Consider the following 13974-nt stretch of genomic DNA (forward strand, 5'->3'; position numbering starts at 1 on the left):
CAAGCGGTAAAAGACCGATTGAAGACAAATAAGATAACGTTGAAGACAAACAAGACAATACGGATGTTCCCTCCCCGAATGTTAGATTTTTAATTATATTTGTTATTTCTTTTATTACTTTTGTAAAAGTAAAAAGGCAAATACCCATTCCCGGACATATACCGGATGGGCACGATATATGACCTCTGTGTATATAGCGATATACTATATTCCTATAGAAATGTAGTTGTGAATACATTTGTTATTTGCTTCGTTTCTACCGTCTTTATATGCCTTCTTGCCAAAAAACAAGAAGTGTCTCCTGATAGGTTTTCGAGTCTGTCTCTTTATAAGTGACAGACAGCGGAAAATGCGTTTTGCAAACCGCTGTATGGCAATGAATTACAAGGCTGAAAAATGAAACGAAAACGCTTTGTGCAACATTTGTCAAACAAAAAAGTAGTGATTTGCCGCCACCTCAACCGAATAACAATCTGTATATCAATAAAATATAAGCAGATTTGAAGAGAAAAATCCGACTTTCCGTTAAGCCATTTGTAAAACATTTGTAAAACACCTGTAAATAAGCACCTTACAAGGAAAAAGTTGCGAGAAAAATGAGTGTTTGCAGATACTAAAAAAATCTTAAAAAACGGGCATTTAGGCGTATTTGGACAATAATTGTGCGGAAATAAGCAATAAATTAAAGGGTGAGATGCCCTATATTTGCAGTCATAAGTTCAACAGGTTGTCCGTCACTTATAAAGAGACGGACTCTTTTTTTTGCTTTAACAAGTAGCAAATGTAAGCAAAAATCCATGCATCAACTATTCCCCCTAAATAACCACAGGTAGATCTGCCATTTTAAACATCGCTGATACGCTTTAACAATATTTACACAAAACAAACGAAAAAAGCGTATCCGAAGTAGAATAATGCGTATCTTGTCTAACCCCTCCGCTTCGCTCGTCCCCTTTATCAAAAGGGGACAATCGCTGGCTTTCCATCGTTTGTTCGGAATTTTAGCTAAGGATGAAAAACCAGAACTCTCCCCTCGCAGAAGGGGAGTACCACCGGAGGTGGGGAGGGGTTAGGCATTAAGACGGATATTCATTAAAAATAATTATTTAAGAATATTGCAAGTTAGCGACGGGATTGCACAGCGGTGCAGTCCCGTTCGGTTTTTAGGGATACACACAAACTACCTGAGAGAGTTATCACCGTAATAAAAAAGAACTTAACCGCTCATTCCATGTTAAAATTTTTTCTAAAATAAATTTTAATATATATTTTTACAAGTAAATATTACACACTATGAAATTGTATACAAAGATTTTGTTCACTGTTTGCTTTCTTACTTTTGCATCGATACTACACGCAGAAGTAAAATTGCCTCACATTTTTTCTGATAATATGGTACTCCAGCGCGACAAGCCGGTAAAGATATGGGGCTGGGCCGATAAAAACGAAACCGTAGAAGTACGCTTCCACGATCAGGTAAAAAAAATAAAGTCCGACAAAGACGGAAACTGGACTGTAACGCTTGACCCTGTTGCATACGGAGGACCTTACACAATGGTTGTGAAAGGGAAAAGCAATACTCTTTCATTCGATAACATCCTCGTGGGCGAAGTATGGTTATGCTCAGGGCAATCGAATATGGAAATGACAGTTCATGGCTGGGGATCGATAGACAACTACGAACAGGAGATAAGCAATGCTAACCATCCGCAGATAAGAGCTTTCAATGTGGTAAAGGATGTAAGCATGACTCCTAAAGATGATCTGGATGGGACATGGGATGTATGTTCTCCGCAAACGGTCGCTAACTTCTCCGCCGTAGCTTATTTCTTTGCACGTAAGCTGAATGAGGAACTCAATATACCTGTAGGTATTATCAACTCCTCGTGGGGCGGTACAGATATAGAAACGTGGACCAGTGCCGATGCATTCGGCAAGCTGCCACAGCAATTCAAAGACAGATACAAAAACTTCCAGATTCCAGACTTTGACCAGTTCAGGAAAAACAATGAGACCAACAAAGTGAAATACATGGAAGCGCTCAAAAACGATCCCGGCATAAATGAAAAATGGTATGAGCCTTCATTCAACACCTCCTCATGGAAGAAAATGTACATCCCGCAAATGTGGGAAAATGTATTAGGAGACGTTGACGGCATTATATGGTTTACATACAGCCTGAAATTATCAAAGGAGGATGAAGGAAAACCGGCCGTATTGCATCTGGGTACAATAGATGATGATGATGTGGTATGGATAAACGGGGTGAAAATAGGCGAAACGGTTGGTTATACAACAAATCGGATCTACGATGTTCCCGAAAACATTCTCAAGGCCGGAGATAATAAAATAGTGATAAAAATAACAGACGGTGTTGGCGGAGGCGGGATATACGGAAATCCTGAAAAGATATTTATCAAGACAAATACGAATCAATACCCACTGGCCGGAGACTGGCAGTACAAAGAGGCTGTGACAAGTACGATGTACAACTATATAGATGTCTCTCCCAACATGTATTATTCGCTATTGTACAATGCCATGATAAACCCGATAACGAAGCTTTCCATCAAAGGGGCTATCTGGTATCAGGGCGAGAATAACGCCTCGGAGGCATATAACTACCGTACCCTGTTCCCTACCATGATAAACAACTGGCGCAACAAATGGGGCTATGAGTTTCCATTCTACTGGGTACAGCTTGCCAACTACATGGCAAAAGACAATACGCCTGTAGACAGCGAATGGGCCGAGCTGCGTGAAGCGCAAACAATGACATTGTCATTGCCGCATACAGGACAAGCGGTAATCACGGATATAGGCGACGGGGATGACATACACCCGCGCAACAAACAGGATGTGGGGCTACGGCTCGCACTGATAGCATTGAACAAGGATTATGGGAAAACAGACATCATATATTCCGGTCCTACATTCAAAGCGATGGATATTGAAGGCAATAAGGCAATAATATCGTATACCAACACGGGTAAGGGCTTATATGTAAACAATAAATACGGTTACGTGGAAGGCTTTGCCATCGCAGGCCCTGATAAGAAATTTGAATGGGCAAAAGCATACATTGATGAAGACAAGGTAATTATCTATTCGGATAAGGTTGCCAATCCTGTGGCTGTGCGCTACTCCTGGTCAAACAATCCGGATGTGAATCTGTTCAACAGAGCAGGTCTCCCTGCTGTACCTTTCAGGACAGACAGTTGGAAAGGAATTACACAACACAATTAGTGTTAGAGGTAATTAAACTAATTGTGAAGACAAATGCAAGAGGCGACCGTCCCGATGGTAAATCGGGGCGGTTTATTCATTAAGCTAAGGTTATCTCTTATTGCGGGGATGATGTTCGATAATCTCCTGGCGGAGGTATTCCCTGTCCATGTGTGTATAAATCTCCGTTGTGGTAATCTTTTCGTGCCCAAGCATCAACTGTATAGCCCTGATATTGGCGCCACCTTCAAGCAGATGAGTGGCAAAGGAATGGCGGAATGTATGCGGGCTGATAACCTTCTTTATCCCGGCCTGTACTGCATACTCCTTGATAAAATGGAAAACCATGATGCGGGAGATAGGAGTACCCCTGTTGCTCAGAAACAGGGAATCCTCGTGCCCCTTCTTTACATTTACTTCCGTGCGGTAATACATATATTTCTCTATCTCGTTGATAGCTATATGTGATATAGGTACAAGCCGCTGTTTACTGCCTTTCCCCTCTACCTTGATAAAGCCTTCATCGAAAAACAGGTCGGAGAATTTCAGCTTGGTCAGCTCCGATATTCGTAAGCCGCAGCTATAAAGGGTTTCAAGAATAGCCCTGTTGCGTTGTCCCTCCCTGGTAGATAAGTCGATCACAGACATCAGTTTCTCTATTTCTTCAAGGGATAGCACAGTCGGCAGTTTCAGCCCTATTTTAGGAGTCTCCAGCAACTCGGTCGGGTCATTTTGCATATAGCCGTCCAGTACAAGGAAATTATAGAACGACTTGATACCCGAAATAATACGCGCTACCGAACGGGCATTGATACCAATATCGTAAAGTTGGGCAACAAACTGCTGAAGGTGATCGAGGGTCACTTCTTCTGCTTTCAGCCCTTCGTTTTGGAGGAAACCGGAAAGCTTCGCAAGATCGGTCATATAGGCATCGATAGAGTTCGGCGATAGAGACTTTTCCAGGAGTAGGTAGTTTCCGTATTTTTTAGCTATGTTGTTTTCTTTTGCCATTTAACCATTCTGATAGATATTCTTATCCACAGTATAATTCGTTAAAGACTTTAAGCCTTTTAACCGACGTTCCAGATCATCCATATCAAATTTATAGAATTTCAGTTCAAGTTCAGTTAAATTCTGCAATGATTCTATTCCCTCCGTGTTATCCAGTGTTACGAATTTAGCACTCTCATAAGTTGAGCCCCATAAAGAAAGGTACTGCAAAGATGGAACATTTCCCAACCCCGAAAAGCTTTTCAGCGCTTTTGTAGATTCTATCCCCAAAGCGACCAAATCACTTTTTACATATCTTAGAAATTGTAAATTCTCTAATCTCGAAGGACTGAACAACCACAATACCTGCAAACGGCGAAGAGATTCCAGCTCTTTGAAAAAAGATTCATCTTTCCTGATATAAGAAATCTGCAAATGGGTCAGATTAGGAAATAGTTTTAACAAACTCAAGTCGTCCTGCTTGTTATTCCATATCTGTAAGTGTGTTACCTGCTTTAACAAATTCGCGTTTTGTTCCAGTATTTTATATTTTGCTCTGTCTATCTTATAGTTGTTGATTTCGATAATCTTTACATTTTTATAAAAGCGGATATTCGACAAATCTTTTGTACGTGGCAAAATCAATACTATATCTGAAGAAAGGTTTATCTCGCAAACCGTATTCTCTATATTTTCATCAGCAGGATCAAGGAAAATACCATTGGACTTCTCATAAAAAAGCCTACTGAATTCTTTTATTTTTTCTATTCCGCTCATTTATCTTTTAAGCTTATTTCATTTATTTATAATTACAAATATATATCTTTGTAGCATGAGTTTAATGAATTAACATTGGCTTAATCTTTTTCAAACTTATGAAAATTTTCAAATCTATATATAATTACCTGATTACCAGGTATACAAAAATACAATTGCTTATCATACTGGTAATCATTGTTTTTGCTTTTTTTATCACTGACAGCAATATCTTCGCACGGTTTAACTATGATGCGAAAATCATGGAGCTAAACGGCCAGATAGATTATTACCGCGAGAAAACGGAGGAAGATAAAGAAAAACTAAAACTGCTGGAATCGGATAAAGACCGCATCGAACAATTCGCCCGGGAAAACTATCTGATGAAGAAAGACAATGAAGATGTTTTCCTCGTAGAATAACCTATCATCAATCTGAAATGAAGCAAAATACGAAGCTCAAAAATATTATTTTCCAAATATCCGCGATACTTATCCTCCTTGCCGCCATTGTGTACTATTTTCGTCCCGATGTAGCCAAATACATCATCATAGCGGGAGTAATAGGATATACCGTCATTTCATTCACTACTCCTTATCCGGGGAAAAGCTTGAGGGGAAAACGGCTGTTCAACATCCAGATAATAGCCGTCTTGCTGATGTGCGTATCCGCATACCTTATGTTTGTAGATATTAGTGGCTGGGTGGTCACACTTCTGATAGCAGCCATACTTACACTGTACAGCACAGTCGCCATATCGATGGAGTATAAGAAAGAACAGGAACAGGAAGAAAACGGACAAAAATAAAAGGGATCGTCTCCAGCACAGACAATCCCTTTCTTTCAACCTCTATTCACAATATGCGCTTAATCACTAAGCGAAGAGATTTTATTTTTTAGTTGACAGTTGATAATTGACAGTTGATAATGAATTAATTTTCAATTGTCCACTGTCCGCTATCAATTATTACTACGGTTTCATTCCCATTGCAGAAATGTATCCCGCATTCTTTACACAGTTATTAAACTTCATGTTCTCAAGCAAATCAATCATTGCTTTTTTCACAATTTCCTGATTAGGCCTTGCTTCGCGTACTTTTGCAAAACTGCCTCTGTCTTTCTTTGTAAATTCAACTATCACATCCCAGTTTTCAGGTTTCGGTATTGTTACCATACAACTGTTGGGCACCATTTTCTTATATGGCCAGTAGTGCCATCCAATGTTGTTGCGTTCCATCAGGCGTGTCCATCCGGCAATCCACTGGTCGGTATTTTCCCCTGTTTCGCCCATATATATTGGCAGGTTTACGCTGTCCCTGAACTGTACGAAGTCCTGAATATTTGCCTGCAATGTATCGCACCAATAACGGTGGCAGGTGTACATCAGCTTATCATCGAACTTAGAATCTTTGAATACTTTAAAGTTTCCGTTCCACTGCGCCCCGGCAAGTAGTACTATATGATTTTTATCTACCAGGCGTATAGAATCTACACACCTCTTGTATAATGGCTCCAGAGAATCATTCAGATGGGCGTATTCTTCGAGGAAATAGTGAGCGATAGGTTCATTCAGCAGGTCGTAGCCAAGTATAATCGTATCGTTGGCATAATGTTCGGCTACTTCTTTCCAGATGCTGCAGAATAATTCCTTACTAGGCTCGCTTTCCATCAGCCAAGGGTAACCGTAACTGTCGTCGATATTATCGCCTGTCTGTCCTCCCGGAGCATCGTGCATATCCAGTATTACATACAGGTCTTGCTGGCGGCACCATTCCACCACCTGGTCGATAAGGCCGAAACCATTATGATCCGAATCCAGCCCCATATAGTCTTCATTGGTAAAGAGCTTATAATGGAACGGTATCCTGATGGAATTCATCCCTGTCTGCTTAATATACTTTATATCATCCTCGGTGACATAGTTCTTCTTAAATTCATTCCAGAACCAGTTGGTAAAATCTGGCCCAACCATTTCGCAAAATGCCTCATTGATAAGGCGGTACGAACTTGCGTCCTGAAAGAAAAACATATAACCTTCGGGATTGATCCAGTTTCCAAGATTAGTACCTTGTATCAAGAATTTATCGCCGTTAGGTTTAATCAGATTCGGCCCGTCGATACGAAGGAAACGGTCTGCTGACACTGTTTCGTCTTTCTTCGGTTCACAACTAAAGAGTAAAAACGGTAGTAAGAAAAGATAAAATAGTTTTTTCATGGTCTTTTGTTATAATAGCGTTAAAATCAAACAAATAGAAAAAGAAGGCATAAGAGCCATATAGATAGGATGACTCTTACACCTTTTCTGTACTTTATTCTGTCACAGAGAAAGTACCTTTCAGGGTAGCGTTACTATTGCCGCCAACCCAAACATTAAAATCACCTTTTTCAGCCTTTTTAACCAAGTTGCGACCATAAAAAGCAAGGTCGTCTGTCGTTAAACTAAATTCAATTGTTTTCGATTCGCCGGCTTTAAGGGCAACACGTTGAAAACCTTTCAGTTCCTTCACAGGACGTACTACCGAACCAACAATATCTTGTACATATAATTGTGCTACTTCTGTTCCATCTATATTGCCTGTGTTTTTAAGCGTAGCTTTCACGGTCAGTGTACCGTTCATCGGTACAGAAGCAGACGAGAGAGTTATATTTGAATATTCGAATGTAGTGTACGACAATCCATACCCGAATGGGAATAAAGGATCTTTTCCCGAATCGAGGTAGAATGATGTGTTACCAAGGGAAGTCTGCCCTGCTTCCAGTTCTATCTCGTCAAGAGTCATTACTTTTTCAGGAGCCGGACGGCCTGTATTGTTATGGTTGTAATACATTGGTATCTGTCCCACTTCGCGAACAAATGTGGCAGGCAGTTTCCCGCTAGGATTAGCTTTTCCGAATAACAAATCAAGGATAGCCGGGCCACCCATCGTTCCCGGATGGAAGTTGAATAATACGGCATCGGCATAAGGAAGATCGCGCTCTATAGTCAGCGGACGGCCTGCCATGATAACCAATACTACGGGTTTTCCCGCACTTTTTACAGCTTTCAGCAAATCGGACTGTACACCTATCAGGTTGATATTAGACAAGGAATGCGCTTCACCTGAAAGTATCGCCTCTTCTCCTAAGAATACTACTGCTACATCAGCAGACGCAGCCGCTTGTTTTGCCTTTTCGAAATTCGCAGTGCTCTTGTCGCGCGAATAGCCCAAAGCAGGCTCATACACATAATTGATATGCTTATATTCACCTTTGAGCGCTCCAACAGGAGTTGCTGTATAATTCTTGTCTCCATCGAAAACCCATGTTCCCATCTGATCGTGCGGAGCATCAGCCATAGGGCCTATTATTGCTATTTTCTTAGTTTCAGCCAAAGGCAATGTGCTGTTATCGTTCTTTAATAAAATAGCTGATTCAACGGCTGCTTTTCTCGCTGCATCCTTATGCTCTTGCGCATATAGTACAGAAGCTTTCTTTGTATCTACATACGGGTTTTCGAACAATCCCATACGGAACTTGATACGGAGTATATTGCGGACAGCATCGTCTACGGTCTGCATAGATACTTTACCTTCTTTTATCAATTCCGGAAGATACTTAATATAGGCACCGCTCACCATTTCCATATCCAGTCCTGCATTAGCAGATATTTCGGCCACTTCTTTATCATCCTTTGCAAATCCGTGAGGAATCATTTCGCCCATCGATGCCCAGTCTGATACTACGAAGCCATCGAATTTCCACTCATCACGCAAAATGTTTTTCAGTATATAACTGTTTCCTGACGCAGGTATACCGTCATTATCATTGAACGATGTCATCAGTGTAGCTGCACCTGCTTTTATAGCTTCGTGGAACGGAGCCAGATACACATTGCGCATCAATATAGGAGGGATATTCGTACTGTTATAATCGCGTCCGCCTTCTGCCGCGCCATAACCAATGAAATGTTTTACACAGGCAGCCATTGAGCCGGGATCGTTCAGATTTCCATTTCCCTGAAAACCTCTGACCATAGCAGCACCCAGTACACCACCCAGATAAGGGTCTTCGCCCAGACTTTCGGCGATACGTCCCCAGCGTGCATCGCGGGATATATCCAGCATAGGGGCAAATGTCCAGGTAACACCTGTCGAGCGTGCCTCTACTGCAGCTACGCGTGCGCCATCCTCAACCAGTTGAGGGTTGAAAGACGCAGCCTGCCCCAGCGGAATAGGGAATATTGTTTTAAATCCGTGGATAACGTCACGCCCGATAATCAAGGGTATACCCAGACGGCTGTTTTCTAAAGCAGCCTTCTGCATACGGTTTACCATTTCGGGGTCGGTAACATTCAGTAACGAACCTATTTTACCATCCCTTATGGGGCCTGTTATATTATTATCAAGCATCTTTTCAGCCTCTGCTTTTATCAGGACTATTTTTTCCTGCTTGGTCATTTCCGATGGTTTCTTTTGTCCCTGGCCTCCGGCAATACCCATCCTGACAAGGAATGTATCCATGTCATCGTCGCTATATTGGGCTATGGCCTTATCGTCAACGGCAAAAAAGCTAACTTGATTCATCTGCCCTATCTTCTCTTCAAGGGTCATTTTGGCGAGTAAGTCCTCAACCCGCTTCTCTATATCGCTTTGTGCATAGCCTGTCGAAAACAAGCCCGCCAAAAGGATAGTACCAAACAATCTTAATTTCCTTAACTTCATATATTTATTTTTTATCTTATATCTTAATTCGTTTTCCCATTACCATACAAATGTACCTACCGATCCCGAAGGCAACGTAGGGGAAACCATTTGTCCGTTAAAACGTATACTAAAAGTAGCTGCTAAATCCGATTTGTTCAACACTATCAGCACATGCTTCCCGTCAGGTGTCTGAAAGGCTACATTCGGCAGGTTGTTCATCTCCGATGACGCAATTCTTACAGAGCCCGGACGGACGAACTTGGCTGCATGGGCTATCACGTAATAGCTTTGGTTCCTTTGCGTAACACTGCCTCCATTGATAGTTACCGCACCCAGACAGTCTGAACATCCCCCCTCGGTATGCGGCTGCATATTAGGATCCGAAGCCAGATTCCATTCTATTATATTTTTGCTCCAATTGCGCATAGCGCCCACAATTAAATTTTCGATATGCCATTGCACATCCCCGCCAAAATCGCCTTTCGACGACGTGAACTGCTCGGTAAAGTATAAATTCTTCTCGGGGAATTTATCATGCACAGCCGACATCGTTTTAATATCGCCGGCATAGAGATGAAATGCGGATCCATCTACCACTTTGTAGGCTTCCGGATCATTCAATATAGCAATAGCATATTCAGGATGATCGAGATTATGATCGTATATGATTATTTTTGTTTTTATTCCATTTGCTTTAAATTGAGGAGCAAGATGATTTTTAACAAAATCGGCTTGTTCATCAGCTTCCATCAACATAGACGGATTATTCCAGGCATTCAACGGTTCGTTTTGTGGTGTTATAGCATCGATGGGAATGCCTGCTGCTTCCATCGTTTGAATATATTTTACAAAATAGCGGGCATAGACATCATAGCATTCAGGCTTTAACTTACCTGGTTGTGCTCCGCCCCCATAGAGCGTGTTATTGGTTTTCATCCAGGCAGGCGCGCTCCAGGGCGAGCCCATAATCTTGAGTGAAGGATTCAATGCCAGCATCTTTTGCAGGATAGGGATCAAATCTTTCTTTTCCATATCCATGTTGAAATGCTGCAGATCCATATCTCCCGGAGAATCATTGTATGTAAATGTAGAGAAACTCAAATCGGAAGCTCCGATACTTACCCGCAAATAGCTGACACCTATATGGGTAGAATCGGTTAACATCAGCTCTTTCAGCAAGTCATCCTTTGCTTGTGGCAAAAGCCCGTTGATAAGGGAGGCGCTTCCTCCGGTAAGGGCATAGCCAAAACCATCAACGGTTTGGTATTTTTGAGTAGCATCCACATCTATTGTGGGATAAATATCAGTAGCCTGTCCAAAATTCAGACTGACATTCTGCTGTTTAAAGAGAGTGCTTCCATCCAGATTAGTCATCCAGAGAGCGACATCGCTCTTAGCCAAAGCACACCAGACCTGTACAAAGATTGTAGTATCTGTTACCGCATCGCCATTGTAAGCAAAGACTGCTATCGGGTAGGTAGTAACAGTACCCGGAGCCGATGTGAACGAATAATTTACTGTTCCACCCGGCTCATCCAATGAGAGCATCTTGTTGTTTTCTGTTGGCAGTACAATCTGGTAAGAAGTAGCATTTGTGGCAGAAAGAGTTAAATGAACCGCACCACTACCATCTCCATATTTGTTACTATCGGAAGCTCCAACTACTTCTACCTTAATTTTCAGGTTGGTTGGGGCTACAGATAACTGGCTATCATCCGATCCATCATTACTACTACAAGCAATGAATAAAAAAAGCGATAACAGATAATACATCTTCATTACATTTTTCATTTTGTTTTTTGATAAACTCTTACATAGTCTATTTCGTAAGTTGCCGGCAGCGCACTTTCATCCACTCCCAAAGCTCCTCCCCAGTCTCCTCCCCATGCCAGGTTCAGCTTGAGATAGAATGGTGCATCAAAAGGCCATGTATTTTTATTTCCTGTCTTATCATTTACGAAGTTAAACAACTGCTTACCATCTACATAGGTACGTATATAATCTTCTGTCCACTCCAGTGCATAAACATGAAATTCGGTTTGTGCTCCGGCAAGGTATTTTTCTGCTGTCTTTTGTGTACCTATCGAGTGATAATAAGCCTTACAGTGTATGGACGAACTTACATAGTTAGGGTTATAACCTACTTCTTCCATAATATCTATTTCGCCGTCATCGGGCCATGCCGCAAAGTTTTTAGGCATCATCCAGAATGCAGGCCATGTACCTTTACCCTTAGGTAATTTCAAGCGGGCTTCAAAATAACCGTATGTCCAGCTTTCACTTGTATTTATACGAGCCGATAATATTTCTTTACCAACCTTTTTAGCGATTATCTTCAATGTCCCGTCATATATCACAGCACATGTATCCGTACCTTTGTTTCCTGCGATATAGGTCTGCAATTCATTGTTTACCCAACCCGGGCCGGCAGTTTCATAATACCATCTATCCGTATTAGGGAGTGCCGCTTTTCCATTAGCATTTCTCGAATCGTCAAATTCGTCCTGCCAAACAAGCGAGTAGCCTTGTGGAACAAAACTTTCTATTTTAGTAGGCTCCTGGCTTACGATGCATTTTTTTTCAACCGTACCCGCAGTGAAAGTCAATTCAGCCTTACGTACAGATTCAGTAGAATTCGGTAAAGCCGATACTAAAACATTGTGACTTCCGGTACCGCCCGACTTTTGTGAATAACTACACCAGTCTGCATTAGATGAAACTGTCCAGTCCGTATTGGATGTTACAGCTACATTTACTCCCTTGCCTTCCGGCAGTATGGAAATGTCATTTGGGCTGACAGAGAGGTAAGTTTCCGCTGGGGAAGGAGGTAGCTCCTGACCGTTGGCTGAATCGCCGCCACAACAAACTAATGAAAATAAAAGTGCGAATAAGGATAACATATATATGTTTTTTTTCATCTTTTAGTAAAATATGAAATATGGGTGTGGACAAGCCACACCCATTCATCCTATTTAGTCAATAACTTCTTGTAATGTAATATTCTTAATTACAACATCAGTATTAGCAGGGTTGCCTCCAAAGTCAAAGATCAATTTACCTTTGCTTATATCTACACCCGGCAAGTCGGTTTGTTCAAAGACTACATCTTCACCTGCAGGAAGATCAACTCTGCTATCGAGAAGAACCGGAGTGTCACCATCTACATTCTCACACAATTTCACAGTTACACCTCCGATAGCATTCGATGCATTCAGTGTTACAGAGAAATTATAATTCTTATCAGCTGATGTAGCCAGACCTTCTGTATTGAACGCTACTTGATTTTGCCATTGGTCACTAGTCGCATCTGGGAATTTAAGAGTGTATTTTGTACCATCGGTAGTTAATTCCGGATCTGGAAGCTTGTTCCAACCAGGAGCATAGTAGAAACTATTGGTAAAGCTTACATCAGCCCATAAATTCACAGCTACAGGCCCGGATACCAGTTCGAAACACCACTGAGGATCGTCCGCTTTAGACAGTCGGACACTTGTAGGAGAATAGCTTATTACTTCATACGCAGTTTCGTCCAAGTCTCCAGGAGAAGTAACATAGCCAACAAATCCTTTCGTAATAGTCAGAATAGTTTTACCTCCATCTTGAGTAACTTTCCAGGTAGCACCACTTGGAGCAGTGTAAACTGTGGTTACGAATGATCCTTTCGGGTCACCGTCAGAGAAAGAATCGGCTGCCGATTCATTAACAAAGGTATCGCCATTGTTTTCATATTTGTATCCTCCATTTGGATTAATACCATCCGGTGTAAAGGTCATTTTATCGTTCATCATAGAAGGTTCAGGACCATTATAATTCCACCAAACAGTCTCACGATCATTCGGGTCGCGCATAGCAGACCATTCCCCTATATACCATGTCTTACCGGCTGTGTTAGCTTTACCTCCGGTGAGGGCATATTGCAGGCTGGTTACATTGTCTGTATAGATGCCCGGATTGTCATTATTTATAGTAATGGTTACCTCCTTTACGATCATATTGCCATCCGGTGTATAGATAACACATTGAGCCGTATAAGTTCCTTTTGCTACCACATACTCGTGAGATCCTGTCAGATTCTTAGTTGTTGCACCATCTCCGAAATTGACTTCACAAGAGTGAGGAGTAGAAACGTCCTTACTATACGAAACGGCATAGTTATATGTCCATTCATTGCTTCCGGATGTTACTTCAAATGAAATCTGATTCGCATCAATACTGTAAGCTCCCAGGTTGTGGTCATCATCCGGCGAACATGCCGTTAACGCCAATGAGGCGACAAACACTATATATATGAATTTTATTATTGTTTTCATACGTACTTATT

The 13974-nt window shown here is 41.5% G+C and carries 10 protein-coding genes; 3 read left to right on the top strand and 7 right to left on the bottom strand.

The window, feature by feature from the left end:
• Positions 1-1293: 1293 nt before the first annotated feature.
• Positions 1294-3246 (top strand): sialate O-acetylesterase, encoded by a 1953-nt coding sequence (locus tag D0T84_RS06380; protein ID WP_163307050.1) that lies wholly within the window; start codon positions 1294-1296, stop codon positions 3244-3246.
• A 90-nt stretch (positions 3247-3336) separates the two neighbouring features.
• On the opposite strand, the gene xerD is transcribed toward D0T84_RS06380, so the two are convergent.
• Both xerD and D0T84_RS06390 read right to left on the bottom strand, forming a co-directional pair.
• Complete coding sequence (xerD, locus tag D0T84_RS06385; RefSeq protein WP_163307051.1) at positions 3337-4236, bottom strand: site-specific tyrosine recombinase XerD; 900 nt, start codon at positions 4234-4236, stop codon at positions 3337-3339.
• A complete protein-coding gene (locus D0T84_RS06390) occupies positions 4237-4992 on the bottom strand; it encodes a hypothetical protein (RefSeq protein ID WP_163307052.1) in 756 nt (251 codons plus the stop codon).
• Positions 4993-5090: 98 nt separating this feature from the next.
• On the opposite strand from D0T84_RS06390, the gene D0T84_RS06395 reads away from it, so the two are divergent.
• Together D0T84_RS06395 and D0T84_RS06400 are read left to right on the top strand one after the other, a co-directional pair.
• Positions 5091-5393, top strand: a complete 303-nt coding sequence (locus tag D0T84_RS06395; RefSeq protein ID WP_163307053.1) for a septum formation initiator family protein — start codon at positions 5091-5093, stop codon at positions 5391-5393.
• 17 nt (positions 5394-5410) lie between these two features.
• Positions 5411-5779: a hypothetical protein gene (locus tag D0T84_RS06400; RefSeq protein WP_163307054.1), complete on the top strand. Its 369-nt coding sequence runs from the start codon at positions 5411-5413 to the stop codon at positions 5777-5779.
• Positions 5780-5941: 162 nt separating this feature from the next.
• Here D0T84_RS06400 and D0T84_RS06405 read toward each other — a convergent pair whose 3' ends face one another.
• From D0T84_RS06405 to D0T84_RS06425, 5 genes are all read right to left on the bottom strand, one after another.
• The gene (locus D0T84_RS06405) at positions 5942-7186 is read right to left on the bottom strand and encodes a glycoside hydrolase family 5 protein (protein ID WP_163307055.1); all 1245 of its coding nucleotides are present in this window, start codon (positions 7184-7186) and stop codon (positions 5942-5944) included.
• A 94-nt stretch (positions 7187-7280) separates the two neighbouring features.
• Positions 7281-9671 carry a glycoside hydrolase family 3 N-terminal domain-containing protein gene (locus D0T84_RS06410; RefSeq protein ID WP_163307056.1) on the bottom strand — a complete coding sequence of 797 codons (2391 nt, stop codon included), beginning with the start codon at positions 9669-9671 and terminating at the stop codon, positions 7281-7283.
• A 39-nt stretch (positions 9672-9710) separates the two neighbouring features.
• Positions 9711-11444, bottom strand: a complete 1734-nt coding sequence (locus D0T84_RS06415) for a glycoside hydrolase family 30 beta sandwich domain-containing protein (protein ID WP_221413121.1) — start codon at positions 11442-11444, stop codon at positions 9711-9713.
• Positions 11441-12571, bottom strand: coding sequence for a family 16 glycosylhydrolase (locus tag D0T84_RS06420; protein ID WP_255495235.1), 1131 nt, complete (start codon positions 12569-12571; stop codon positions 11441-11443). The genes D0T84_RS06415 and D0T84_RS06420 overlap by 4 nt, the downstream gene beginning before the upstream one ends.
• Before the next feature lie 54 nt (positions 12572-12625).
• On the bottom strand, positions 12626-13963 hold the full coding sequence (locus D0T84_RS06425) for a hypothetical protein (RefSeq protein WP_163307057.1): 1338 nt from the start codon (positions 13961-13963) through the stop codon (positions 12626-12628).
• Positions 13964-13974 lie beyond the last annotated feature (11 nt).

The organism is Dysgonomonas sp. 521 (genome assembly GCF_010501055.1).
Taxonomy (GTDB): domain Bacteria; phylum Bacteroidota; class Bacteroidia; order Bacteroidales; family Dysgonomonadaceae; genus Dysgonomonas.